This window comes from Yoonia tamlensis (genome assembly GCF_900115105.1).
Classification (GTDB): Bacteria; Pseudomonadota; Alphaproteobacteria; order Rhodobacterales; family Rhodobacteraceae; genus Yoonia; species Yoonia tamlensis.
Map to the genome: position 1 here is coordinate 577,902 of NZ_FOYP01000002.1, position 23,178 is coordinate 601,079.

Consider the following 23,178-nt stretch of genomic DNA (forward strand, 5'->3'; position numbering starts at 1 on the left):
GGATGACCGCAGCGCCCAAGATCGACGTTCGCAATTTACAGTCCGTCCGTGCCGCGGCGCGTGACCCTGAACTTGTTCTTGGCGATGATTGGGCGCTTGCGGATGCAGACGGCGAAGTAACGCTTACCCGTGGCGGCCTGCTTTCGTTGCGGCATTCGCCGATTGCGCGCAAAATTGTCACGATCAACCTGATTGCGATGATCATGCTGATTGCTGGCGTGCTGTACATGAGCCCCTCGCGGGACCATCTGGCCTATCAGCGCGCCAAGGGGCTGGTGAACGAAGCACGGCTGATTTCGGATGTTTTCGAAGCGCAGCTTCCCAATACGGCGCCGGTCAATCTGGTAACTGCCGATGGCATCGACCCCGCTGAAACCCTTGCGGGGCTAAATCTGCGCGGCGGTGTGCAGGTATCGGTGTACGCGCTTGATACGACCCTTGTTGCTTCGGCGACGGGGCGGCTGGACGCGGATGAGCTTACGCAGCTCGAAGGTCAGCTCGAAGACACATTGCTCACCGATTTTCTGGTCCGCATCTGGACCGGTATCACGTCTGTTTTGATCAATCGCAGCGATGCCCGCTCGGCCGAACAACAGCTACTGGCGCTGTCGCAAGATAAGGTGCGTCTGGCAATTTCGCGGGGCACCAACCTCGAGACGACAACGATCGGAGCGGTGACAAGTTTCATCGTGACAACGCCGATTATGCAAAACGGAATGCCTGTAGGCGTTGTTGCCGTGATGACCGCCGCAGGCGAGGTGGACAGTCTGGTGCAGCGTGAACGTGAACAGGTGCTGCGCTTGTTTCTGATCGCAATTGTGGTCAGTATCGGGTTGAGCCTTGTGCTTGCCTCGACGATCGCCAACCCGCTGGCCGATCTGGCAACCGCCGCCGAAGCCAGCCATGACCGCAACGCCCGCAAGATGTCTGCCGCGCGGGTGCGGATCCCTGATCTGACAGCGCGTCCGGATGAAATCGGCCGCTTGTCAGGCGCGCTTCGCGGTATGGTTTCAGCACTTTACGAACGGATTGAAGGCAACGAACAATTCGCCGCCGATGTGGCCCATGAAATCAAGAACCCGCTGGCATCTTTGCGCTCTGCGGTGGGGTCAATGCCATTTGCAAAGCGCGACGACCAGCGACAGCGCCTGATGGAAATCATTGAACATGACGTGAAACGGCTGGACCGGCTGGTCAGCGACATTTCAAACGCGTCGCGGCTGGACAGCGAATTGGTCAAAGAAGAAGAACAGGCCTTTGATCTGATCAAGATGCTGGGGAATATCATTGATTTTCTGGGCAAGGATGCATCGTCGAAGGGAATCGAATTTGTTGCCGATCTGCCAAACGAAGAAATCCATGTGCGCGGTCTTGAAGGCCGTCTGGCGCAGGTCTTTGTCAATTTGATCACCAACGCGGTGTCATTTTGCGAAAACGGTGATGCAATCCGCATATGGGCGCGCAAGCGCGATAACCGCGTTCTGGTTGTTGTCGAAGACACCGGCCCCGGCATTCCCGAAGACGCGCTGACCAAGATTTTCCAACGCTTTTATTCCGAACGCCCCGAAGGGCAGTTTGGCAATAATTCCGGCCTTGGTCTGGCGATTTCCAAACAGATCGTCGAAGCCCATGACGGTGTGATCTGGGCTGAAAACATCCGACCGACCGATGCGGACCCGACCTCTGACCCGCTCGGCGCGCGGTTTGTTGTTGGGTTGCCGATCTAGGGCGCGGTGATGGGCGGCGCACAATCGGTTCACGCAAGCTGCGTGGCACTGGATGGCAAAGGGTTATTGATCATTGGCGCCTCTGGCGCGGGCAAATCCGGCCTGGCGCTGCAATTGATGGCGCTGGGCTGTGATCTGGTTGCCGACGACCGCGTGAACCTTGCGGCAAAAGCGGGCGTGCTTGTGGCGACATGCCCTGCAAATATCGCAGGGCTTATCGAGGCCCGCGGCATTGGTATTCTAAACGCAAAAAACCGGAGGGATGCGGCGGTGCAGGCAGTGGTCGATCTTGACCAGCAAGAGCAGGACCGGCTGCCGCCTGACAGGCATATGACGCTTTGCGGCTTGCGCACCCCCTTGATCTATCGCAGTGATGGTGATCATTTTGTGCCAGCGATCCTGCAATTTCTGAAAGCAGGGAGGAGCAACCGATGACCGCGTCTTCATCCACCCCCCTTAGCGCCCCGCCGGCCATTGTTCTGGTCACAGGTCCGTCTGGGGCGGGGCGGTCAACGGCGATCAATGCGCTTGAGGATCTGGGCTACGAAGTTATCGACAACCTGCCGCTGTCCTTGTTGCCGCGCCTGTTGGACGGGCCGCCATTGGGACGGCCGCTTGCGCTTGGGCTAGATGTACGCAACCGCGATTTCGGCACCAACGCGCTGATTGCGGCGATTGACCAGCTTGTCGCGCGGCCCGACCAGAATGCGCAGGTCCTGTATCTGGAGGCGGACAGGCAAGAACTGGTCCGCCGCTATTCCGAAACAAGGCGGATGCATCCTTTGGCCCCCGCGGGATCGCCGCTTGCCGGAATTACACGCGAAAGCGAACTGCTTAGCCCCGTTCGCGCACGCGCCGACATATTGATTGATACAACAGGCATGTCGCCGCATGACCTGCGCGCCGAGATCGACCGCTGGTTCGCACACGGTGACGGGCGGCCGCTGGGCGTGACGATCCATTCGTTTTCCTACAAGCGGGGGCTACCGCTGGGCATGGATATCGTGATTGACTGCCGTTTCCTACGCAATCCGCATTGGGATGACAAGCTGCGCGCGCTGGACGGGCGCGATGCGGCGGTGGCTACCTATGTGAAGGCCGACCCGCGCTTTGATCCGTTTTTTGACCGTTTGAAATCTCTGGTTGATTTACTGCTGCCTGCGCACAAGCAAGAGGGCAAATCACACCTGTCGATCGGGTTCGGGTGTACCGGAGGGCAACACAGATCGGTCACAGTCACCGAGCATCTTGCATCTGCACTTGCAGATGACGGGTGGCATGTATCTAAACGGCATCGAGAAATGGAACGGCGCGATGCGCTGGGAAACAAGGGACACGCGGTTTGATTGGTATCGTCATTGTCGCTCATGGCAGGCTCGCGCAAGAGTATCTGTCTGCGGTTGAACATGTTGTCGGTGAACAGCATGGCGTCATCAGTATCGCAATTGGTCCCGAAGACGACCGCACCGCAAAGCAAAACGAAATTTGCGATGCGGCTGATGCGGTTGATATGGGCGACGGGGTGGTCATTGTGACCGACATGTTCGGCGGCTCGCCGTCCAATCTTTCGTTGCGCGCCTGCAGCCCGGAAAACCGCCGTATTCTATATGGTGCCAATTTGCCGATGCTGATCAAACTGGCCAAATCCCGCCGCCGTAGTGTTCCCGATGCGGTCGAGGCCGCAATCAACGCCGCACATAAATATATCAATAGCCATAACGGCGGACCGAATTCATGACAGCTACCCGCCTGAAAATTGAAAATATCAAAGGCTTGCACGCGCGTGCTTCGGCCAAACTGGTTGAGGTGGTGGAAAGCTTTGACGCCCAAGCCACCGTCAGCAAGGACGGCGAAAGCGCCACCGGCGACAGCATTATGGGGCTGTTGATGCTTGGCGCGTCGATCGGCACCTATATTGATGTCGTAACCACCGGCCCGCAGGCCGAAGCATTAAGCGCCGCGATCACGGCGCTGGTCGCCGACAAGTTTGGCGAAGGCAACTAGCGGTTTTGCGCGGCCATTCGGGGTAAAGTGACGTGACAGAAACGACCCGCAAATCACAAATGCCACAGGTTGTGGCGCAAGATGCGCCGCGGGTTTATGACCGCGGCAGCCTGACCTATTCCAACACGTTCGAAAGCCCCACCAAGCGCAATATCATCCGCGTGATCGAATGGTTCACCGGTAAGGTGCAAATCGTGCGGATGATTCGCAGGTTTGAACGCATGGGCAAATTTCAGGGTCAGGCGTTCTGGCGCGGTGCGTTGGATATCATGGAGATTGACCTGCTGACCCCGCAAGGTCAGCTCGACAATATCCCCAAAACCGGCCCGACCGTTCTTGTCGCGAACCACCCGCACGGGATGGTGGACGGCATGATTCTGGCTGATCTGATTGGCCGCGTGCGCACCGACTACCGGATTTTGACCCGCTCGATCCTGACGGGCATTGATAAAGAGGCAGGGGATTTCATGATCCCAGTGCCGTTCCCGCATGAACCCGATGCCCATGCCAAGATGCTGGAAATGCGCCGCCACGCGATGGAGCATCTCAAGAATGGCGGTTTGATTGCGCTGTTCCCTTCGGGCGTTGTTGCATCGTCGCAAACCATGTTCGGCCCCGCGATCGAGGCCGAATGGAACGTGTTCACATCCAGCATGATCCGAAAATCAGGCGCAAAGGTCGTGCCTTGTTTCTTTCCGGGATCAAATTCGCGCTGGTACCAGATGGCCAACCGTATTTCGGCGACCCTGCGCCAAAGCCTGCTATTGCATGAAATCGTACATGCCTGCGGCAAGCCGCAAAAACCCGTGATCGGGCAACCGTTTGATGAAGACGATGTAAAAACACGGCTTAAGGAACCGCGCGCCTTTATGGCGTGGCTAAGGGCGCAAACACTGGGCCTGCGCGACTAGCGCGTTGGCACCGGCGTTTCACCGCGATAATCATAGAACCCGCGTTTGGTCTTGCGACCCAGCCAGCCCGCCTCGACATATTTTGTCAGCAAGGGGCAAGGGCGGTATTTCGTATCGGCCAGCCCGTCGTGCAACACGTTCATGATCGCCAGACAGGTATCGAGCCCGATAAAATCGGCGAGTTCAAGCGGCCCCATCGGGTGATTGGCCCCCAGCTTGAGCGAGGTATCAATGGATTTCACCGATCCGACACCTTCATAGAGCGTATAGATTGCTTCGTTGATCATCGGCATCAGGATGCGGTTCACGATAAAAGCGGGGAAATCTTCGGCGGTGGCGGATGTTTTTCCCAATTTTTCAACGACGTCATAGCAGGCGTTGAATGTATCCTCATCGGTTGCGATGCCGCGGATCAATTCGACCAGCTGCATGATCGGCACCGGATTCATGAAATGGAATCCCATGAATTTTTCCGGACGGTCCGTGCGCGAGGCAAGCCGCGTGATCGAAATTGACGATGTGTTTGATGTCAAAATCGTGGTTGGCTTCAGGTGCGGCTGCAATTCGGCAAAAATGGCGGTTTTGATTTCTTCGCGTTCGGTCGCGGCTTCGATGATCAGGTCGGTCTGACCCAGATCCGACAGTTCTTGCGTTGTGGCAATGCGCGCCATAGCGGCGGCCTTTGTTTCGGCGGTGATCGCGTCTTTGCTGACCTGACGGTTCAAATTTCGGTCGATCAGTGCCACCGCAGCGGCCAGCGCATCAGCGCTAATATCGGTCATCAGCACGTCGTAACCGGCGACCGCAAACACATGCGCAATCCCGTTGCCCATTTGCCCCGCACCAACGATGCCCACACGTTCAATCGCCATTTTCCATTCCTTTAAAGATCAGCTGCACCATAGGCCCCGATGCGGGGCGGCTTCAAGTCGGGCAAGTCGTGAAAGTTTGAATCGGTTTTTATCATTAGCACTTTCGCAAAGGATTTGGGCGAATCTGTGCGCAGTGATCTTAAAAAGTGATGGACATAATGAAGCAAGAGGTGTTTCCAACCACCGGTATCGGGATACGCGCCTGCACTTACGGGCAGTCGAAAGTGGTGTTTCGCGGGCCGCGTAAGTCACTGGATCAGCCCTATATGGCCTTTGTTGGCAGCACGGAAACCTATGGCAAATTTATTCAGGAACCGTTTGCGTCACTTGTCGAACAGGAATTGCACCAGACATGCGTAAATTTCGGCTGTGTGAACGGTGGCATTGATGCCTTTGTGAATGATGATTCGGTGCTTGATATCTGTCGCGGCGCGGAAATGACGGTGCTGCAGATCATGGGCGCAAATAACCTGTCGAACCGTTTTTACTCCGTGCATCCACGCCGCAACGACCGTTTTGTTGATGCCTCTTCGGTGCTGCAGGCGATCTATGAAGACGTCGATTTTTCGGAATTTTCGTTTACCCGTCACATGCTTGGCGCCTTGCATGATAAATCTCCGCGCCGGTTCGAAATTGTCGTGAACGAACTGCGGCAGGCGTGGTCAGCGCGGATGAAAACCCTTTTGGATAAACTTGGCAGTCGGGTTGTGCTGCTGTGGTTCTCGGAAGAGCCGTTGAGCGATCAGGATTGGGCCATGCGCCCTGCGCAATTGCAAACAGAGCCGCTTTTTATTACCGCATCAATGGTCGATGAACTGCGCCCGCTGGTCAAGGATGTCGTGGTTGTGAACCCGTCGCGCGCGGCATTGGCGCAAGGGGTTACGGGCATGGTATTCCCCCCTGCGCAAGAAGCGATGGCATCGGAAATGCTTGGGGTGCGCTGTCACGAGGAGGCGGGTGCGCAATTGGCATCGGCAATTCGCGCGCAGCTGGAAATATCCACGTAAAACGGCGGAGCGGTGCGTCGGGTTTACGTTCCATCATGGCTAGGGAAAGTGTTAAGCTGCCCGCGATATGACGCAGCATCCAAATTTTTCGCCCCACCCTGCATCTGCCCTGCATACGCCCGATGTGCCGGGCATGCGGGTATTGCTGGATTGCTTGCACGCGGGCCGCGGTTTTATGGCCCAGCCGACGGGCCCCTCGCCGGTAACCGCTGACGATGCAAACAGGCAATGGGTGCTATGCGCGACGTCGGGAACCAGCGGCAAACCCAAGGTTATCCGCCGAAGCCCGCTGTCGTGGATCCGCAGCTTTGGTGTTACCTTTGAAACATACGGCATTGATGCAAGCCATCGCTATGCGACGTTTGGTTCGCTGGGGCATTCACTGACGCTTTATGCAAGCGTCGAGGCGATATGTCTTGGCGCGGATCAATGGGCGCTTGGCCCGCGCGCGCCAAAGGCGCAGGCGCAGGCCGTCGCCACGCATGGCATCACTGTGATCTACGCCACGCCCACGCAATTGGGCCTGTTGGTCAAAGGCGCCGCGCAGGCGCAAATCGCCGGTTTTCCCGCGCTAACTTATGTTTTTTGCGGCGGCGGCGCGCTTGCGGATACTGTCAGGGTCGCGCTGCAACGGCTTTGTCCGCAGGCGCAAATCATCGTGTTTTTCGGAGCTAGCGAAACCAGCTTTATCACGCTGACACAGGCTAAGACGCCGCACGGGTCTGTGGGGCGGGCCTATCCGCATGTGGAGCTGCGCGTCGATGCGCCCTGCGGTGAGGTTGGCGAAATCTGGGTTAAAAGCCCCTATCTTTTCGCAGGCTACGCCGCCGGAGACCATAGCGACACCCGTTGGGACGTAGGGTTCTTGAGCATTGGCGAAATGGGCTGGCTTGATGCTGCGCAAAACCTGTTTCTGAAAGGCCGCAAGAACCGCATGGTCACCGTCGCGGACGTGAATGTTTTTCCCGAAGATATCGAAACATGTGTCGTCCAGATGGATCATGTGCAGGCCTGCGCGGTGGTCGCGGTGCCCGATGACAGGCGCGGTAACAGGTTGATTTGCTTTGTACAATCGGATGAGGCAGGCCCCACCGCGCCGCAAGTTCAGGCACATTGCCGCGCGGTATTAGGCGCGCATCAAGTGCCCAAGGAGGTCCGCCGGATCGCTCGATTGCCGCTTTTGGAGGCTGGCAAGCCTGATCTGGTCAAGCTGCGCGCGTTGGCGTTGGGGGCATGATGGCAAAATCCTATGTCATCGCGGCGCGCCGCAGCCCGATTGCCCCGCGAAATGGCGCGTTTGCGGCAATGTCGCTGGCAGATTTGGCGCGCCCGATTGTGCTGCAGGTGCTGGCCGATGCGCATCTGACCCCTGCGGATGTTGGTGAATTGATCGTATCAAACGCGCTGGGGGCGGGTGGTAACCCTGCGCGGATCGTGGCGTTAGGCGCGGGATTGCAGGAACGCGTGGCGGGTCTGTCCGTTGACCGCCAATGTGCGGGCGGGCTGGATGCGCTGCTGATTGCCGATGCATTGATCCGCGCGGGCCAGCATGACGTGGTGATCGCAGGCGGCGTTGAAAGCTATTCACGCCGTCCCCTGCGGGCGCAAACCTTTGCCGATGGCCGCCCGTCTGCCCCCTATGATCAGGCGCCATTTACCCCATGGCCCGACCGTGACCCCGATATGGCGGCGGCGGCGGATGATTTGGCGCGTATGCTGGATATTTCCAAGGCGGATCAGGATGCATTGGCCGTCCAAAGCCATGCGCGTGCGCGCGCAGCATCCCACCCTGAACTCACACCGCTGGCCGGGATCAGCCGCGATCCGTTCACCCGCGATCTGACGCTGCGCCATTGTGACAGGGCGCCGGTGGTGTCCGGCACAATTACCGCCGCGAATATGGCAGTTGCCGCCGATGGGGCCGCGTTTGTGGTTATGGTATCGGAACGGATCGCGGCAAAGCTGGGCGCGCGCGCAGTTGCATTTGTCGCGGGTTGCACGGTTGGCGCTGATCCTGAATTGCCCGGCATCGCGCCGATTGCTGCGATTGAAACCGTCTTGGCCAAGGCAGCCCTAACCCCCGCTGATCTGCTGCGCGCCGAGGTGATGGAAGCATTCGCCGTTCAAGCCATTGCCTGCCAGAAAGGCGCGCAATTGCCCGAACATATTGTCAACCCGCAAGGCGGCGCGCTGGCGTGGGGGCATCCGGTTGGCGCATCAGGCGCGGTGCTGGCGGCGCGGCTTTATCATCATCTGTGTCAGACCAATGGTGCGGGGCTTGCCGCGATTGCGGCCGCTGGCGGGATCGGCACGGCGATTGTGCTGCGCGCGGATTAGTCGAAGCCTTGAAAGCTTGTGAAATCCGCAAGCGGCAGCCGTTCGGTCCGGAATTGGTTCACTGCGGCCTGTCGATCGGGCTTACCCACCGCGATGCCGCAAACCACCAGTTCGTCGGCGGGCAGTTTCAGATGGTCATGCACGATGCCGCCGTAATTGGCGATCGCGCCAACGCCTGTGGCGCCTAAGCCTGCGGCTTCGGCGGCCAGCAGGAATGTCATGATTGCCATCCCCAGATCCATAAAGCAGCCCTTGCCCATATCGCGGTCGATGGTGACGATGATCCCGACGGGCGCATCAAAGAACCGGTAGTTTTTGGCAAATTGCGCGCGTCGGGCTGCCGTGTCGCGGCGCGCGATCCCGAGCGCTTTGTAAAGCGCATAGCCCGCTTTGCGCTGCCGGTCCTTGAGGTCGGCCGACATCATGTCTGGAAAGTAGGAATATTCGAGCGCGACAGGCGTTGCATCCGCGTTAGCCTGTTCCAGTCGGCTGGATAACGCGGCAAGTGGCGCGCCCGTCAGCACATGAAATTTGCCAGGCTGCAGGTTTGCGCCGCTGGGCGCGCGCCGCGCGGCATGGCACAGCAGTTCAATTGTGGCGCGGTCGATCGGGTCATTGGTAAAGGCCCTGACCGACCGCCGCCGCTTTAGGATTTCACTGAAATCACTGGGCATTGAGACGTGAAAGCACGCTTGCAGGCCGCGCCGTTGCCAGCGCGGATGTCAGCATTGCCGCGATCCCTGCCTTCAGCAAATCACCGGGGATATAGACCATGGCGATGCCTGCCGCCTGCAGCAGGGTTTTGTCCAGCATGATCGCCATGCCGGTAATCCCGAATACATACATCACGATGATGCTGCCCAGAACCGCCGCGACCCCTGCGACGATCATCAAAGGTGCGCCGCGCCATTTTTCCACGATCAGACCTGTCACAAACGCGCCGATTGGCCAGCCGACCAAGAACCCGACAGAAGGCCCCGCAAAGACGCCCAAACCGCCGCGTCCGCCTGACAAAAGCGGCAGGCCGATAGCCACCAAAAGCAGGAACAGTAGCACTGCAAACGTGCCACGTCTTGCGCCCAAAATGGTGCCGCAAAGCATAACGCCAAGCGTTTGCGCCGTGATCGGTACCCCAAACCCGAGCGACACAGGCGGGATCAACCCCAGTGCGGCGATCAGGGCCGCGAACAGCGCGATAAGTGTGACATTCTTTTCCATTTAGCTCTCCTTAAGGGCGTCAAACCCGCCGCGCGCGCGCAGCGCTTCGGCAACATGGTCCGCGTCATCTAACGCGATTATTGTGAAAGGTAAAATGATCCGCCAACCTGCGCGGCGGGGCGAACGCGCCGACCATGATTGCGCAAGCAGGTTGCCTTTGTGGGCTAGTACAGGCGTGAGCCGGATCACCATCGCGATGGCCAATTCCAAAACATCCCCGCGTAGCCCAAGCCGCGTGAGCGGTTTTGCAAGGCTGCGCACAACTGCCATCATATCGGTCAACCTTGTGGTCATCGTCACCAGATTGGCGAGCGCCACGGCCGACAGCATCCGCAGTATAATCGTCGCACCCTGCGCAACCGCGCCCGACCACAGATGCCAGACCGCGATAACAGCGATGAAAGGCACAAGCATCCGCAGGTGCCGCAGCCCGGTGATTAGAAACAGCCGCCCCGGCAGCGCATAAAGCCCAGTCACACCTGCCAGAACAGCCGTCTGCGCGATGGGGTTTTGCAGCATGAAAAGCATCACAGTTGCCGCGCATAGCCCTGCAAGCTTGGCCCCTGCGGGCCAGCCGTGCGCACGCGTCTTAACCGGCGAGGTCAGAGATATCATCAGATCCCCCCAATGCCGTCATCCGCGCAATATAGGCGGGCAGTACGTCAGCTGCCGCGCCGTTTTGTGCCAGTTTGCCCTGTTCGAGCCAGATCACCTGATCATAACCCGCCAAATCCGCCGGATCATGGGTGATATGGATCAACCCGCCTTTATAGTTCGCAAGATAGCGGTTCAATTGCGCCTTGGTCGGGATATCAAGCCCTGTAAACGGTTCGTCCAGAATGATGGTTTTTGGCCCCATCGCCACGACGGCCATCAGGCAAACCAGATGTTTTTGCCCCTGCGACAGCGTGTTGATATAGGCGCCCGCCCAATGCGATTTGCCAAAACGGGTCAGCGTGTCTCGGGTCATCTTTGCGACAGCATCCTTGCCATGTCCCAATTGCCGCAGTCCAAAGCCGATTTCTTCGTCGACGGTTGGGAAAATGATCTGGTGGTCGGGGTTCTGGAACAGAATGCCGACCTGTCGCAGCGCCGCTTTGCGGTCTTGGGACAGGTGCAATCCGTCCATCCGCGCCGTCCCCGACGTTGGCGCCACCAGCCCCGCAATCACCCGCGCCAGCGTGGATTTGCCGGACCCGTTGCGCCCGACGACGCCGATGCGCGAAGCCGTCAAATTGACTGAAATATCCGAAAGAATGGCCTTGCCGTCGACCGCAAAGCAAAGGCCATCCAGCGCGATATCGCAGCCGTGTTCGGTGCTGTTGGTCTGAAGGCCGTCCATCGTCATCGCGCCCCGCGTCATGCTTGCGGCTGGGTAAAGGATAAACCGCAGCGGGGCAAGATGACGAAAAAGGATGCGGGGGCTACGCTGGTTGCGCTTTGTATGTCTGGGCCCAATCATAGAGCTGGAACAAAATCGGCCCAAGCGCCCGACCCTTGGGCGTGAGCCCATAGCCGACGCGGTTGCGGGCATCGTATTTGGGTCGCCGCACCACAAGCCCCGCTGCGATAAAATCACTCAGCTGCGCCTTAAGAACCTTGCGGCTAATGCCTGTGACGGCGCGTTCAAGTTCAAGAAAATGCAGTTCGCGCGTAAGCAGGCAATGCAGAATGCGCGGCCCGTGTTTGCCGCCCAATTCACGCAGGATTTCGGCCACGGGGCATGCCCCAGTGTCAGGGTCTGTCAAGGGGCGCGTGTGCAGCGTCATGTCATTCATCGCGAGGCTCCGGTTACAAAAAAGTGCCTAATTGAGAAGGTCGGGCTGGGTTGCCATCAGGGACATATCATTCACAGTAACGGCAACAAAGAAGATGACCACACCCTTAATAAAAACAATTCCGATCCTGCCCTTTGGGCCATTGAATGCCTTTCTGGTCGTTCAGGCCGGCCGCGCGATGCTTGTTGATACGGGCTTGCCCGGTTCCGAACGCAAAATCGGCCGCGCGTTGCGCGCGCATGGGCTGGACTGGCCCGATGTCGCATTAACCGTGCTGACGCATGCGCATATTGATCATGCAGGCGCTGGTGCGCGGGTGCAAAAACTGTCCAAAGCGCCGGTTTTTATTCATCAGCATGATCTACCCTATTGCGAAGGTCTTGCGCCTGTACTGCGCCCTACGGGTCGATTTGGGCGTTTGTTTCAAAAGACCGGTGCGATTGAACGTCCTTTTGCCTATTTCACACCGGATCAGGTTGTCCAATCTGATGATGTTGCGTTGCACGCCTACGGGTTTGCCGCGCGGATCATTGCAACACCCGGCCACACGCCGGGATCACAGTCGGTATTGTTTGAAAATGGCGATGTTATTGCTGGTGATTTGGCCGCCTCGGGGATTTTGCTGGGCGGGATCATGCTGCGTGGGCGCCCCAAACAGCCCCCGTTCGAAGAAGACACCAGCCAAGTCATCGTGGCATTAGAACATCTGCTTTCGCTCGGTGCGACACGGTTTTATCTGGGGCACGGGGGGCCACTGCATGCGCGCGCAATTGCTGCGCATGTCGCCGCGCTCAAACGCGCGTAGCCCGCAAACGAAAAGGGCCCGCTTTTGCAAGCAGGCCCTTTGGTCGTCGTCTTATGTCTGGCTTACAGCTTTTCAATCAGCTCTGGCACGGCGTCGAAGAGGTCGGCCACCAGACCATAATCGGCGACCTGAAAGATCGGGGCTTCTTCGTCTTTGTTGATCGCGACGATGATTTTGCTGTCTTTCATGCCCGCAAGGTGCTGGATCGCGCCGGAGATACCAACCGCGACATAAAGATCAGGCGCAACCACTTTGCCGGTTTGGCCGACTTGCCAGTCGTTCGGGGCATAGCCACTGTCGACCGCTGCGCGCGATGCGCCAACGGCGGCACCGAGCTTGTCTGCCAGTTTTTCGATCAGCGCAAAGTCTTCCTCAGACCCGACACCGCGGCCACCTGATACAACAACACCCGCAGATGTCAGTTCCGGACGGTCGGATTCGGCAACTTTGTCTTCGACCCATGTCGAAAGCGCCGGATCAGCCGCCGCGCCGATGGATTCCACAGATGCGGACCCGCCCATGCCAGCCGCGTCAAAACCTGCGGTGCGGATGGTCATCACCTTGGTCGCATCGCCTGATTTCACGGTCTGGATCGCGTTACCGGCGTAGATCGGGCGCCCAAAAGTATCGGCGTCGATCACGGCGGTTACTTCGGAAATCACCATCACATCCAGCAGGGCCGCAACGCGCGGCAGGATGTTTTTGGCGTCCGTCGTGCCGGGGGCCACGATATGGCTGTAGTCGCCCGCAAGTGAAACGATCAAAGCGGCGGTCGGTTCGGCCAGACGGTGGTTCAATGATGCATCTTCGGCGCAAAGCACACGTGCGACGCCGTCAATTTTTGCGGCTTCTGCTGCGGCAGCGGCGGCCGATGCGCCCGCGCAAAGAACGGTAATATCACCAAGTGCAGTCGCCGCGCTGACCGCTTTGGCGGTTGCGTCAACGGCCAATGCGCCATCGGTGACTTCGGCAAGGAGAAGAACAGCCATTACACAGCCCCCGCTTCTTTGAGTTTCGCGACCAGCTCATCGACTGATCCAACAATGATTCCGGCCTGACGTGTGGCGGGCTCGGATGTGCTGACCACGGTCAAACGTGGTGTCGTATCCACGCCGTAATCGGCAGGTGTTTTTTCGTCCAAAGGCTTTTTCTTGGCCTTCATGATATTGGGCAGCGATGCATAGCGCGGCTCGTTCAGGCGCAGGTCTACGCTGATAATTGTGGGCGTTTTGACCTTGATGGTCTGCAAGCCGCCGTCGACTTCGCGGGTGACCACGGCGCTGTCGCCGTCGATGTTGACCTCGGAGGCGAATGTCGCCTGTGACCAGCCCAGCAGCGCCGAAAGCATCTGACCGGTGGCGTTCATATCGTTGTCGATCGCCTGTTTTCCGCAAAGCACAAGGCCGGGGTTTTCTTCTTTGACGATGGCGGCCAGAATTTTGGCAACGGCCAGCGGTTCGATATCCTGATGCACATCATCAGCCGCAACCACCAGAATGGCGCGGTCAGCCCCCATGGCGAGCGCGGTGCGCAGGGTTTCTTGCGCCTGTTTGACGCCGATCGACACCGCGACGACTTCTTCCACCTTACCCGCTTCACGCAGGCGAATCGCCTCTTCGACGGCAATCTCGTCGAACGGGTTCATGGACATTTTGACGTTTGCAAGATCGACGCCCGTGCCGTCCGCTTTGACGCGAACCTTCACGTTATAGTCGATCACGCGCTTGACGGGTACGATGACCTTCATCTGCGTTTCTCTCCCAAGAAAATTGATCGTTTGTGTTCTCGCAATAGTGTTACCCGCTCGGATCGGGGGACAACAGGGTAAAATCGACGCGACAGGGCCCAAGGACGCCACGTTCTTGACGTTTACGTCACGTGGTGGGGCGTTGACACGCGCCAACGCCCCCGCAGATCAAAGCAGCCGTGTCGCCATGCCGCCATCCACAGCCAGCGGTGCGCCCGTTACAAAGCTTGCACGATCCGACAGGAGGAACATTGCCGCTTGGCTGATTTCTTTTGGATCGGCCATGCGTTTCACCGGATGAAGCCCCGCGATAAACGCATGTGTGTCCGCATCATCCCCGGCCATTGCGGTTTTTGTGCCGCCGGGCAGGATCGTATTTACCCTGATACCTTCGGCCGCGTGATCACTGGCAAGCGATTGCATAAGCCCGATCAACCCCGCCTTTGACGCGGCATAGGCCCCCATGCCCGGCATGCCCCCGTTGCTGAACCCCACAAAAGAGCTGGTGAACACGATGGCCCCGCCGCCATTTTTGCGCAGCAGCGGCAGTTGTGCCTTGGCCGCAAAAAACGCGCTGGAAAGGTTCGTTGCAATGACATCATCCCAGTTTTGTGTCTGCATTTCGGGGATTGGTCCCATGTCGCCCATGATCCCCGCATTGTTAAATGCGCCGTCCAGCCCGCCGAACTGCTCCTGCGCCAGATCGGCCAGCGCTTGGGCATAATCCGCATCCGTCACATCGCCTGCAAGGCAGGTAGCTGACCCGTTGCTTTGGGTGATTTGCCCGACTAGCGTGTTTAATTCTGATTGCCGCCGTGCGCCCAGCACAACATTTGCGCCCTGCGCCGCAAACAAGAGAGCGGAAGCCGCGCCAATGCCGCTACTCGCGCCGGTTACGATAATGGTTTTGTTCTTAAGTTCCATCGACATGCCTTTCTTTTGTTGCATGTCGCTGATCTATGAAATACCGCCCGCAGGTTGCGACCCGTTTCTTGCGCCTTGAAAACGCGACAGAAAGAAGGCGCAAGAAACGGGTCGTTTGGGGCGTAGGGTGGGTTTTAACCCACCACTGCCTAAAGGTTTATTGGGGTCAATAGGCAACCCCGTGCTTTTGGGCCAATTCAGCAAGCACAGAATTCTCGGGCGGCGTACCCTTAAACCGGTTGATCAGGCGCTGTCGTACACGTCTGCCGTAAAAATGAATGGAAACCGTGTCGTCTTGTACGCGTTCCCATGTTTTCCAAGCCTCACGAAAATAGAGGCGACGGTCTTCGAATGGCACGGGATAAAGCACATGAGGAGCCAAAGAATTTTTGAACTCATCATTTTTCTTTAAGAAATGTGAGAGTGCCTTTGGTCCCCATGCGCCCCACGGCATTTCAGACACATGCATTGGGTCGTTATTGGCTTTCCGTTCTTCCATTTCTTTGACGTGCTTGGACAACATCCACGTTGGAATCGCATATTCGTCTTCGCAAAATTCTATCAAGTCATTCAGCGTCGCTGAATTTGAAGGAAGCGCCATGACGCCGTTTGCGATCACTTTGTCTGACTCGCGGCCAAAGAAATATCCTGCGCGGGGCTCGAAGGGTTTTAAGCAATACGCATCAGTGTCAGACCAGATCATCCCGTCATTTTGCGCCAACAAATGATATCGGAATTTGTCGGCGTAAATTGCAGGACTGCCGGTGCGATCATGCCGTACTATTTCTTTTGGTTTGGCCAATACGTCAGTCGCAGACGCAAGTTCCACACCGTCAGGGGCATTTTCCACTTTCCCGTATGAGAAAAGCACCACAGGGTGTCCGACATGTATAAAAGACGTTAAACAAAGCCGTTCAACAAATCCAAGCGGTGGACCGTCCCAAAACATGCCGATTGTTGGCAAACCCATCTACTATTTCCCATCATTTTGCTAGGCCGCATTTTAGACTGGCAGCGCAATAAGTGTAAACAACTACCCCGTTGGCACGATGCTTGACGCATTGTGGCTTTAGCGGTTCGCCCCCGGCACCCAAAGCACGTCGTTTTTGCCGTTGGCGTTTGCGATCCGGCTGGCTTGGAAAAACCAGTCGGACAGGCGGTTGAGGTATTTCACCGCTACCGGATTGACAGATTCTGCACTGGAAAGCCCCACAACCAGCCGTTCGGCGCGGCGCGACACGGTCCGGCACAGGTGCAAATGCGCGGCAAGCGCGGACCCGCCAGGCAGGACAAAGCTGCGCAATGGATCAACCCGCGCGGTCATCGCGTCGATTTCGATCTCGAGCCGGCTGACTTGTGCGCCGGACATGCGCAAAACGGGATATGCGGCATCGGCGTCTTTATCCATATCGGGGCGGCACAGGTCGGCGCCCAGATCGAACAGGTCGTTCTGGATCATCGCCAATTGCGCATCCAGCTCGCCGCTTGCATGTAACCGCGCCAGCCCCACGGTCGCATTGGTTTCATCCACCGTGCCATAGGCATCCACGCGCTGGCTGTGTTTTGCGACGCGGTCGCCATTGCCAAGCGCGGTTTCACCCGCATCGCCTGATTTTGTGTAGATCTTGTTCAGGACAACCATGTCTTAACCCGTGGTGCTGCGCAGATAGGCAAAGCCCACGATCAGTGCGACGGCAAAAAACTGCGCCCCGATCCGCCAGCGCATGATCCGGTTGGCGTGTTTGCGGTTGAATTCGCCGCCCTTTGCGAATGTGCCGATGCCGAACATAAGGATCGCCAGCACGGCCAGCGCCGCGATTGCGACAATCCAGAAAAACGGGTCACTTGCCATGGGTCTATCCTTTTCGGGTTCCGTTGCCAGCGATGTAAAGCCTAGCCGCGTAAAATCAATGCGTCCAACCACCGCGTTGGCAGAATACGCCGTAACGCGCCCATAAGATAGGTGGGCGTTGTCACATAATAGCGTGGCTTGGGCCGTTTGGCGGTCAGCGCGTGCAGCAGTTTTTTGGTCACGGCTGTGGCAGGCAGTTCAAACTGGTCCGGCCCGCTGTCGGTATAAAGCCGCGATTTCACTGCACGGTATTCATCCGCGCGCGCGGAGTTTTCCCAATCGATCCATTTTTCAAAATGCGGGATCGCGTTTTTGCGGATGTCGGATGTGATCGGTCCGGGTTCGATCAGGATCACTTTGATCGGGGTGCCATGCATTTCGATCCGCAGCACATCGGTCAGCCCTTCGAGCGCGAATTTTGTGGATACATAGGCCCCGCGCCATTTCATTGCCACAAGCCCCAGCACGGATGAACAATTGATGATCCGCCCGTGCCCTTGCGCACGCATCACGGGGATGACCTGCCGCGTCAGTTCGTGATAGCCGAATACATTGGTTTCATAGATCGCGCGCAGCGCGCCTGTTGGCAGGTCTTCAACAGCGCCGGGGCAGGCGAATGCCCCGTTGTTATAAAGCGCATCAAGCGTGCCACCCGTTGCCGCCAATACCTGCGCCAGCCCGTTAGTGATCGTTGCGTGGTCATCATAGTCAATCAGCGGGCTGTCAAAGCCTTCGCTGGTTAGCCTGTCGCAATCCGCCTGCTGGCGGCAGCTTGCAAAGACCCGCCAGCCTGCCGCGCGCAGCCCGTGGGCGGCGTCATAGCCAATGCCTGATGAACAGCCGGTGATAAGGATGGTTTTTTGTGTCATGGCGCATATGTGCCGCGTTCGCTGTGATGTGACAAGCACATGATCACGGTTTCTATGCTTTACGCCGCATTTGCGCGCGGCTAAACCAAACCCATGAATGATAAGAGCAGCGAGCCCGCAATGGGGCCAATCGACACGACAGAAACGCTTCGCAAGGCCATTGGCGACCGCTACCTGACCTATGCGCTTTCGACAATTATGCACCGCGCCTTGCCGGATGCGCGCGACGGGCTCAAACCCGTGCACCGCCGGATTCTATATGCCATGAGCAGGTTGCGCCTGTCCCCGACTGGCGGTTTTCTGAAATCTGCCAAGATCAGCGGCGACACGATGGGTGATTTCCACCCGCATGGCGATGCCGCGATTTATGATGCGATGGCGCGTTTGGCGCAGGATTTCAACGTGCGCTATCCGCTGGTGGACGGGCAGGGGAACTTTGGCAATATCGACGGCGATAACCCCGCCGCGTCCCGTTATACAGAGGCCCGCATGACCGCCGCCGCCGAGGCGCTTCTTGAAGGGCTGGCAGAAGATTCGGTTGATTTTCGCGACAACTATGATGGTCGCCTGACCGAACCTGCGGTGCTGCCTGCGACATTTCCGAACCTTTTGGCGAACGGATCCACCGGTATTGCCGTGGGGATGGCCACAAATATTCCGCCGCATAACCTGCATGAACTGATCGACGCGTGCCTGCATCTGATCAAAACGCCCGATGCGCGCGACGACACATTGCTGAACTACATTCCTGGCCCCGATTTCCCAACCGGTGGCGTGATTGTCGAAACCCCTGAAAATATCGCGACCGCTTACCGGACAGGGCGCGGCGCATTCCGCCTGCGCGCAAAATGGGAGGTCGAAGACCTTGGCCGCGGCACATGGCAGATTGTTGTCACCGAAATTCCCTATCAGGTGCAAAAATCCAAGCTGATCGAAAAGCTTGCCGAAGTGATCCAGTTGAAAAAAGTGCCGCTGCTGGCCGATGTGCGCGACGAATCCGCCGAAGACGTGCGTATCGTGCTGGAACCGCGCGCCAAGACCGTCGACCCCGAGGTCATGATGGGCATGCTGTTCCGCAATTCCGATCTGGAAACGCGGTTTAGCCTGAACATGAACGTGCTGATCGACGGGCTGACACCCAAGGTCTGTTCGCTCAAGGAAGTTCTGCGCGCGTTTCTGGATCACCGCCGCGAGGTGCTGACCCGCCGCAGCCGTTACCGGCTTGAAAAGATCGATCACCGGCTCGAGGTCTTGGAAGGGTTTATCATCGCCTTCCTGCACCTGGACCGTGTAATTGATATTATCCGCTATGATGACGACCCGAAAAAGGCACTGATCGCCGAAGACTGGGCCAAGACCCATGTGCGCGCAACGTCAGAGGCAGACTATAGGTCGCCCACGGGCATTGATCCCGAAGTGTCGCTGACCGAAACCCAAGCCGAAGCCATTTTAAACATGCGCCTGCGCAGCCTGCGCCGCCTTGAGGAAATGGAACTGGTCGCAGAACGCGACGCCCTGCGCGCTGAACGCGCAGGAATCGAAGAGTTGCTTGCCAGTGATGATCTGCAATGGGCGCGGATTTCCGAACAGCTGCGCGAAACCCGCAAGATATTCGGCCGCGACAGCATTGGCGGCGCACGCCGCACGCAATTTGCCACAGCTGCCGAAGTGGTCGATGTGCCGCTTGAAGCGATGATCGACAAAGAACCGATCACGGTTGTTTGTTCCAAAATGGGCTGGATTCGCGCGATGACTGGGCATATCGACCTGACCCGCGAGCTGAAATTCAAGGATGGCGACGGGCCTCGGTTTATCTTCCATGCGGAAACCACCGACCGCCTGCTGGTGTTTGGCGCGAATGGCCGTTTTTACACGGTGTCAGCCGCCAACCTGCCTGGCGGGCGCGGTATGGGCGAACCCTTGCGGTTGATGGTTGATCTGCCGAATGAAACCGAAATCATTGATATTCTTGTGCATAAGCCGGACGCAAAACTGCTGCTGGCCTCGGCCGAGGGTAACGGGTTTGTGGTCCCCGAATCCGATGTTGTGGCGCAGACCAAGAACGGCAAACAGGTGTTGAACGTGGCCAGCGGCGCGGCGCTGGTGTGTAAACGTATTGACGGGGATTTTGTTGCCGTGGTCGGTGAAAACCGCAAGGTGCTGGTGTTCCCGCTGGACGAGTTGCCCGAAATGGGCCGCGGCAAAGGTGTGCGGTTGCAAAAATACAAGGACGGCGGCCTGTCTGACGCCACAACATTCACCCGCGCTGACGGGCTTAGCTGGCTTGATCCTGCGGGGCGGACCCGCACGGAAACGGAATTGGACGAATGGTCCGGCAAACGCGCAAGCGCTGGCCGGATGGCGCCGCGTGGCTTCCCGCGCGACAATAAATTCAACTAGCTAGCGGTGCTGGTCGATCAGGATTGCATTCCCGTCGGGATCGGTAAGGGTGATTGAACCGGGGCCGGTGCCGTCGGGATCGGTCTGGTCATTCAATGTAATCCCCGCCGCCAAAAGCCGCGCCTGAATTGCGCGCACATCGTCAAAAGGGTCAACCTCTTGCGCGCTTTGATCCCAGCCGGGGTTAAAAGTCAGCGTATTTTGGCCAATGAACCCGCCAAACAGCCCAAGCACAGTGTCGCCATTCTTGAGAATCAGCCAGCCCTGCGCCGCATCACCGCCAAAATCATCAAAGCCGAGGTGCCGGTAAAAATCGCGACTCTTGGCAACGTCCTTGACGTTCAGACTGATCGAAAATGCACCGAGTTTCATCTTTTGTCTCCGTATTTGCCTGCGCTACCTATATCACGAATGCTGGGAGGTGCAGATTTCAAGGCACGCCTGTCGGTTCACCGCTTGCCTGATGGCAGGAAAATGACAATGCGGAACGCGGATGCAGACGAACGGTAAGGGGGGCTCGCGCGCCGCTTGGGTCGCAGAAGTATGGTCAAAAACATTGTGTGCAAACAGGGGCTTGGATTGGCCGAATACCGCAGTATAGTTTTGCCACAAACACATTTGGAAACGGATACCGCGACCGTGACGCCCTTTGGATCACAACTCTGGCTCTTTGATGGTCCTGCAGTAACAGGTGCGGCGGGTTTCCGGTTTCCCACGCGGATGGCCGTGGTCAGCCTGCCCGATAAAGGCGGATTATGGGTCTGGTCCCCAGTCGCGCTGACGCGGGATCTGCGCACCGCCATTGATGCGCTGGGCACTGTCCGGCATCTGGTCGCGCCCAACAGTCTGCACCACATGTTTCTTGCGCAATGGGCGGCGGCCTATCCGGATGCACGGGTCCACGCTGCGCCCGGTTTGACGCAACAGGTCGCGGGCACTGCAGTTCATGCGACCATTGGCGATGAACCCGACCCCGACTGGGCGGGCGGGCTGGAACAGGTCGTCATGCGGGGCAACCGGATCACAACCGAAGTGGTGTTTTTCCACCGTGCGTCGTCAACGGTGCTGGTGACGGATCTTTTGCAGCAAATCCCAAAAGGCTGGTTTCGCGGGTGGCGCGCTGTTGTCGCGCGGCTCGACCTCATGACAGCCCCCGTGCCGACGGTGCCCCGCAAGTTTCGCATGGCGATGACCGACAGACCCGCCGCGCGTGCCGGTGCCAAACGCATATTGGAATGGCCCGCGCAGCGGCTTGTTATGGCGCATGGGGCACCGATGCAGTCAGGTGGGCAAGCAGCATTGCGGAATGCCTTTGGCTGGCTGGTCCGCTAAACGATAATGCGGGATCCGGAAACGCCCGCTTTCGTCGCGCTTTTCACGATCGGTTGCTCTGTCGGGGCTGCGGTCGATATTCGCTTGATTTCCGGACCGTTTGCGAATACATCGCCCGCGATGTTGGACCGGGCCGCTATGGCCCCACAAAATTAAGGGCCCTGTGAAATGGCTAAGGCAAAGTTTGAACGTAATAAACCGCACGTTAACATCGGCACAATCGGCCACGTTGACCACGGCAAGACGACATTGACAGCGGCGATCACGAAGTATTTCGGTGATTTCCAGGCGTATGACCAGATTGACGGCGCGCCCGAAGAGAAGGCCCGCGGGATCACCATTTCGACAGCGCACGTTGAGTATGAGACTGAAACACGTCACTACGCGCACGTTGATTGCCCCGGCCACGCCGACTACGTCAAGAACATGATCACCGGTGCTGCCCAAATGGACGGCGCGATTCTGGTTGTGAACGCGGCTGACGGCCCGATGCCACAAACTCGCGAGCACATCCTGCTGGGTCGCCAGGTTGGCATCCCTTACATGGTTGTCTACATGAACAAAGTTGATCAGGTTGACGACGATGAGCTGCTCGAGCTGGTTGAAATGGAAATCCGCGAACTGCTGTCTTCTTACGAATACCCTGGCGACGACATTCCTGTGATCCCTGGTTCAGCGCTTGCTGCGATGGAAGGGCGTGACGTGGAAATCGGCGAGAACTCGATCAAGGCGCTGATGGCGGCTGTTGACGAATATATCCCGACACCTGCACGTGCGGTTGACCTGCCGTTCCTGCTGCCGGTCGAGGATGTGTTCTCGATCTCTGGGCGTGGTACAGTTGTGACCGGCCGTATTGAGCGTGGCGTTGTGAACGTTGGCGACGAACTGTCGATCGTTGGTATCCGTGCGACACAAAAAACCACCTGTACCGGTGTTGAAATGTTCCGCAAGCTGCTTGACCGCGGTGAGGCAGGCGACAACGTTGGTGTTCTGCTGCGCGGTATCGACCGTGACGGCGTTGAGCGTGGTCAGGTTCTGTGTAAGCCCGGTTCAGTGAACCCGCACACAAAGTTCGAAGCAGAAGCCTATATTCTGACCAAAGAAGAAGGCGGTCGTCACACACCATTCTTCGCGAACTACCGTCCACAGTTCTACTTCCGGACCACTGACGTGACCGGCACAGTTGTTCTGCCCGAAGGCACCGAAATGGTAATGCCGGGCGACAACCTGAAGTTCAACGTCGAGCTGATCGCACCGATCGCGATGGAAGACGGCCTGCGCTTTGCGATCCGCGAAGGCGGCCGCACAGTCGGCGCCGGCGTGGTTTCTAAAATCGTAGAATAAGCCGTAGGATGGGTGCTCGCACCCATCGCACGACAAATAAAGGCCGCTCCA

27 protein-coding genes are annotated in these 23,178 nt (G+C 58.0%); 13 read left to right on the plus strand and 14 right to left on the minus strand.

Translation table 11 applies throughout. The annotated features are described in order from the left end of the window. Positions 1–2: 2 nt before the first annotated feature. From BM320_RS14695 to BM320_RS14720, 6 genes are read left to right on the plus strand one after another with little or no spacing between them, the layout of a single operon-like run. Entirely contained in the window at positions 3–1,727 is a 1,725-nt protein-coding gene (locus BM320_RS14695; RefSeq protein ID WP_090201509.1) for a sensor histidine kinase, read from the plus strand. A gap of 9 nt (positions 1,728–1,736) precedes the next feature. After that, the gene (locus BM320_RS14700; protein ID WP_090201510.1) at positions 1,737–2,162 is read left to right on the plus strand and encodes an HPr kinase/phosphorylase; all 426 of its coding nucleotides are present in this window, start codon (positions 1,737–1,739) and stop codon (positions 2,160–2,162) included. Continuing rightward, positions 2,159–3,073 carry an RNase adapter RapZ gene (gene rapZ, locus BM320_RS14705; RefSeq protein ID WP_090201511.1) on the plus strand — a complete coding sequence of 305 codons (915 nt, stop codon included), beginning with the start codon at positions 2,159–2,161 and terminating at the stop codon, positions 3,071–3,073. Before BM320_RS14700 ends, rapZ begins: the two co-directional genes overlap by 4 nt. Continuing rightward, on the plus strand, positions 3,070–3,465 hold the full coding sequence (locus BM320_RS14710; RefSeq protein WP_090201512.1) for a PTS sugar transporter subunit IIA: 396 nt from the start codon (positions 3,070–3,072) through the stop codon (positions 3,463–3,465). Before rapZ ends, BM320_RS14710 begins: the two co-directional genes overlap by 4 nt. Further along, positions 3,462–3,731: an HPr family phosphocarrier protein gene (locus BM320_RS14715; RefSeq protein WP_090201513.1), complete on the plus strand. Its 270-nt coding sequence runs from the start codon at positions 3,462–3,464 to the stop codon at positions 3,729–3,731. The genes BM320_RS14710 and BM320_RS14715 overlap by 4 nt, the downstream gene beginning before the upstream one ends. Positions 3,732–3,790: 59 nt before the next feature. After that, the gene (locus BM320_RS14720) at positions 3,791–4,642 is read left to right on the plus strand and encodes a lysophospholipid acyltransferase family protein (RefSeq protein WP_090201514.1); all 852 of its coding nucleotides are present in this window, start codon (positions 3,791–3,793) and stop codon (positions 4,640–4,642) included. Here BM320_RS14720 and BM320_RS14725 read toward each other — a convergent pair. Beyond that, positions 4,639–5,514 (minus strand): 3-hydroxybutyryl-CoA dehydrogenase, encoded by an 876-nt coding sequence (locus BM320_RS14725; RefSeq protein WP_090201515.1) that lies wholly within the window; start codon positions 5,512–5,514, stop codon positions 4,639–4,641. The genes BM320_RS14720 and BM320_RS14725 overlap by 4 nt on opposite strands. A 158-nt stretch (positions 5,515–5,672) precedes the next feature. Here BM320_RS14725 and BM320_RS14730 point away from each other — a divergent pair, with 158 nt between their 5' ends. The 3 genes from BM320_RS14730 to BM320_RS14740 all read left to right on the plus strand — a co-directional run bounded on the left by BM320_RS14730 (position 5,673) and on the right by BM320_RS14740 (position 8,858). Next, positions 5,673–6,521 (plus strand): DUF6473 family protein, encoded by an 849-nt coding sequence (locus BM320_RS14730; protein ID WP_090201516.1) that lies wholly within the window; start codon positions 5,673–5,675, stop codon positions 6,519–6,521. 67 nt (positions 6,522–6,588) lie between these two features. Beyond that, positions 6,589–7,758 (plus strand): class I adenylate-forming enzyme family protein, encoded by a 1,170-nt coding sequence (locus BM320_RS14735; protein ID WP_090201517.1) that lies wholly within the window; start codon positions 6,589–6,591, stop codon positions 7,756–7,758. Then, positions 7,755–8,858, plus strand: a complete 1,104-nt coding sequence (locus BM320_RS14740) for a thiolase family protein (RefSeq protein ID WP_311135505.1) — start codon at positions 7,755–7,757, stop codon at positions 8,856–8,858. Before BM320_RS14735 ends, BM320_RS14740 begins: the two co-directional genes overlap by 4 nt. On the opposite strand, the gene BM320_RS14745 is transcribed toward BM320_RS14740, so the two are convergent. The 5 genes from BM320_RS14745 to BM320_RS14765 form a co-directional block, all read right to left on the minus strand. Further along, positions 8,855–9,532: a nitroreductase gene (locus BM320_RS14745; protein ID WP_090201519.1), complete on the minus strand. Its 678-nt coding sequence runs from the start codon at positions 9,530–9,532 to the stop codon at positions 8,855–8,857. The genes BM320_RS14740 and BM320_RS14745 overlap by 4 nt on opposite strands. Continuing rightward, positions 9,522–10,076 (minus strand): biotin transporter BioY, encoded by a 555-nt coding sequence (locus BM320_RS14750; protein WP_090201520.1) that lies wholly within the window; start codon positions 10,074–10,076, stop codon positions 9,522–9,524. Before BM320_RS14750 ends, BM320_RS14745 begins: the two co-directional genes overlap by 11 nt. Next, positions 10,077–10,691 (minus strand): energy-coupling factor transporter transmembrane component T family protein, encoded by a 615-nt coding sequence (locus BM320_RS14755; protein ID WP_090201521.1) that lies wholly within the window; start codon positions 10,689–10,691, stop codon positions 10,077–10,079. After that, a complete protein-coding gene (locus BM320_RS14760; protein ID WP_090201594.1) occupies positions 10,666–11,418 on the minus strand; it encodes an energy-coupling factor ABC transporter ATP-binding protein in 753 nt (250 codons plus the stop codon). Before BM320_RS14760 ends, BM320_RS14755 begins: the two co-directional genes overlap by 26 nt. An 82-nt stretch (positions 11,419–11,500) precedes the next feature. Continuing rightward, on the minus strand, positions 11,501–11,854 hold the full coding sequence (locus BM320_RS14765) for a winged helix-turn-helix transcriptional regulator (RefSeq protein WP_090201522.1): 354 nt from the start codon (positions 11,852–11,854) through the stop codon (positions 11,501–11,503). Positions 11,855–11,948: 94 nt separating this feature from the next. Here BM320_RS14765 and BM320_RS14770 point away from each other — a divergent pair, with 94 nt between their 5' ends. Then, entirely contained in the window at positions 11,949–12,659 is a 711-nt protein-coding gene (locus BM320_RS14770) for an MBL fold metallo-hydrolase (protein WP_090201523.1), read from the plus strand. A 62-nt stretch (positions 12,660–12,721) separates the two neighbouring features. Here the strand turns inward: BM320_RS14770 and BM320_RS14775 are convergent, their stop codons facing one another. From BM320_RS14775 to BM320_RS14805, 7 genes are all read right to left on the minus strand, one after another. Continuing rightward, entirely contained in the window at positions 12,722–13,648 is a 927-nt protein-coding gene (locus BM320_RS14775; protein WP_090201524.1) for an electron transfer flavoprotein subunit alpha/FixB family protein, read from the minus strand. Beyond that, the gene (locus tag BM320_RS14780) at positions 13,648–14,406 is read right to left on the minus strand and encodes an electron transfer flavoprotein subunit beta/FixA family protein (protein WP_090201525.1); all 759 of its coding nucleotides are present in this window, start codon (positions 14,404–14,406) and stop codon (positions 13,648–13,650) included. Before BM320_RS14780 ends, BM320_RS14775 begins: the two co-directional genes overlap by 1 nt. A gap of 168 nt (positions 14,407–14,574) precedes the next feature. Continuing rightward, positions 14,575–15,330 (minus strand): SDR family oxidoreductase, encoded by a 756-nt coding sequence (locus BM320_RS14785; protein WP_090201595.1) that lies wholly within the window; start codon positions 15,328–15,330, stop codon positions 14,575–14,577. A gap of 166 nt (positions 15,331–15,496) precedes the next feature. Continuing rightward, complete coding sequence (locus BM320_RS14790; protein WP_090201526.1) at positions 15,497–16,300, minus strand: hypothetical protein; 804 nt, start codon at positions 16,298–16,300, stop codon at positions 15,497–15,499. 99 nt (positions 16,301–16,399) lie between these two features. Further along, positions 16,400–16,972, minus strand: coding sequence for a cob(I)yrinic acid a,c-diamide adenosyltransferase (locus tag BM320_RS14795; protein WP_090201527.1), 573 nt, complete (start codon positions 16,970–16,972; stop codon positions 16,400–16,402). 3 nt (positions 16,973–16,975) lie between these two features. Then, positions 16,976–17,182, minus strand: coding sequence for a twin transmembrane helix small protein (locus BM320_RS14800; RefSeq protein ID WP_090201528.1), 207 nt, complete (start codon positions 17,180–17,182; stop codon positions 16,976–16,978). 41 nt (positions 17,183–17,223) lie between these two features. Beyond that, positions 17,224–18,051: an SDR family NAD(P)-dependent oxidoreductase gene (locus BM320_RS14805; protein WP_090201529.1), complete on the minus strand. Its 828-nt coding sequence runs from the start codon at positions 18,049–18,051 to the stop codon at positions 17,224–17,226. 120 nt (positions 18,052–18,171) lie between these two features. Between BM320_RS14805 and BM320_RS14810 the strand changes: the two genes are divergently transcribed. Next, positions 18,172–20,451, plus strand: coding sequence for a DNA topoisomerase IV subunit A (locus BM320_RS14810; RefSeq protein ID WP_375342078.1), 2,280 nt, complete (start codon positions 18,172–18,174; stop codon positions 20,449–20,451). Here the strand turns inward: BM320_RS14810 and BM320_RS14815 are convergent, their stop codons facing one another. Then, on the minus strand, positions 20,452–20,823 hold the full coding sequence (locus BM320_RS14815) for a VOC family protein (protein ID WP_090201531.1): 372 nt from the start codon (positions 20,821–20,823) through the stop codon (positions 20,452–20,454). A gap of 171 nt (positions 20,824–20,994) precedes the next feature. Between BM320_RS14815 and BM320_RS14820 the strand changes: the two genes are divergently transcribed. Together BM320_RS14820 and tuf are read left to right on the plus strand one after the other, a co-directional pair. Continuing rightward, the gene (locus BM320_RS14820; RefSeq protein WP_090201532.1) at positions 20,995–21,783 is read left to right on the plus strand and encodes a DUF4336 domain-containing protein; all 789 of its coding nucleotides are present in this window, start codon (positions 20,995–20,997) and stop codon (positions 21,781–21,783) included. Between the two features lie 168 nt (positions 21,784–21,951). Next, a complete protein-coding gene (gene tuf, locus BM320_RS14825; RefSeq protein ID WP_090194797.1) occupies positions 21,952–23,127 on the plus strand; it encodes an elongation factor Tu in 1,176 nt (391 codons plus the stop codon). The last annotated feature ends 51 nt before the right edge of the window (positions 23,128–23,178 follow it).

Bases quoted from the DNA above. Each gene is read 5' to 3' on its own strand.
- rapZ (WP_090201511.1), top strand. From the start codon at position 2,159: ATGACCGCGTCTTCATCCACCCCCCTTAGCGCCCCGCCGGCCATTGTT.
- BM320_RS14725 (WP_090201515.1), bottom strand. From the start codon at position 5,514: ATGGCGATTGAACGTGTGGGCATCGTTGGTGCGGGGCAAATGGGCAAC.
- BM320_RS14760 (WP_090201594.1), bottom strand. From the start codon at position 11,418: ATGGACGGCCTTCAGACCAACAGCACCGAACACGGCTGCGATATCGCG.
- BM320_RS14780 (WP_090201525.1), bottom strand. From the start codon at position 14,406: ATGAAGGTCATCGTACCCGTCAAGCGCGTGATCGACTATAACGTGAAG.
- BM320_RS14810 (WP_375342078.1), top strand. From the start codon at position 18,172: ATGGGGCCAATCGACACGACAGAAACGCTTCGCAAGGCCATTGGCGAC.
- BM320_RS14720 (WP_090201514.1), top strand. From the start codon at position 3,791: ATGCCACAGGTTGTGGCGCAAGATGCGCCGCGGGTTTATGACCGCGGC.
- BM320_RS14755 (WP_090201521.1), bottom strand. From the start codon at position 10,691: ATGATATCTCTGACCTCGCCGGTTAAGACGCGTGCGCACGGCTGGCCC.
- tuf (WP_090194797.1), top strand. From the start codon at position 21,952: ATGGCTAAGGCAAAGTTTGAACGTAATAAACCGCACGTTAACATCGGC.
- BM320_RS14730 (WP_090201516.1), top strand. From the start codon at position 5,673: ATGAAGCAAGAGGTGTTTCCAACCACCGGTATCGGGATACGCGCCTGC.
- BM320_RS14805 (WP_090201529.1), bottom strand. From the start codon at position 18,051: ATGACACAAAAAACCATCCTTATCACCGGCTGTTCATCAGGCATTGGC.
- BM320_RS14695 (WP_090201509.1), top strand. From the start codon at position 3: ATGACCGCAGCGCCCAAGATCGACGTTCGCAATTTACAGTCCGTCCGT.
- BM320_RS14790 (WP_090201526.1), bottom strand. From the start codon at position 16,300: ATGGGTTTGCCAACAATCGGCATGTTTTGGGACGGTCCACCGCTTGGA.
- BM320_RS14820 (WP_090201532.1), top strand. From the start codon at position 20,995: ATGGTCAAAAACATTGTGTGCAAACAGGGGCTTGGATTGGCCGAATAC.
- BM320_RS14745 (WP_090201519.1), bottom strand. From the start codon at position 9,532: ATGCCCAGTGATTTCAGTGAAATCCTAAAGCGGCGGCGGTCGGTCAGG.
- BM320_RS14815 (WP_090201531.1), bottom strand. From the start codon at position 20,823: ATGAAACTCGGTGCATTTTCGATCAGTCTGAACGTCAAGGACGTTGCC.
- BM320_RS14800 (WP_090201528.1), bottom strand. From the start codon at position 17,182: ATGGCAAGTGACCCGTTTTTCTGGATTGTCGCAATCGCGGCGCTGGCC.
- BM320_RS14775 (WP_090201524.1), bottom strand. From the start codon at position 13,648: ATGGCTGTTCTTCTCCTTGCCGAAGTCACCGATGGCGCATTGGCCGTT.
- BM320_RS14740 (WP_311135505.1), top strand. From the start codon at position 7,755: ATGATGGCAAAATCCTATGTCATCGCGGCGCGCCGCAGCCCGATTGCC.
- BM320_RS14715 (WP_090201513.1), top strand. From the start codon at position 3,462: ATGACAGCTACCCGCCTGAAAATTGAAAATATCAAAGGCTTGCACGCG.
- BM320_RS14795 (WP_090201527.1), bottom strand. From the start codon at position 16,972: ATGGTTGTCCTGAACAAGATCTACACAAAATCAGGCGATGCGGGTGAA.
- BM320_RS14765 (WP_090201522.1), bottom strand. From the start codon at position 11,854: ATGAATGACATGACGCTGCACACGCGCCCCTTGACAGACCCTGACACT.
- BM320_RS14735 (WP_090201517.1), top strand. From the start codon at position 6,589: ATGACGCAGCATCCAAATTTTTCGCCCCACCCTGCATCTGCCCTGCAT.
- BM320_RS14750 (WP_090201520.1), bottom strand. From the start codon at position 10,076: ATGGAAAAGAATGTCACACTTATCGCGCTGTTCGCGGCCCTGATCGCC.
- BM320_RS14785 (WP_090201595.1), bottom strand. From the start codon at position 15,330: ATGGAACTTAAGAACAAAACCATTATCGTAACCGGCGCGAGTAGCGGC.
- BM320_RS14770 (WP_090201523.1), top strand. From the start codon at position 11,949: ATGACCACACCCTTAATAAAAACAATTCCGATCCTGCCCTTTGGGCCA.
- BM320_RS14700 (WP_090201510.1), top strand. From the start codon at position 1,737: ATGGGCGGCGCACAATCGGTTCACGCAAGCTGCGTGGCACTGGATGGC.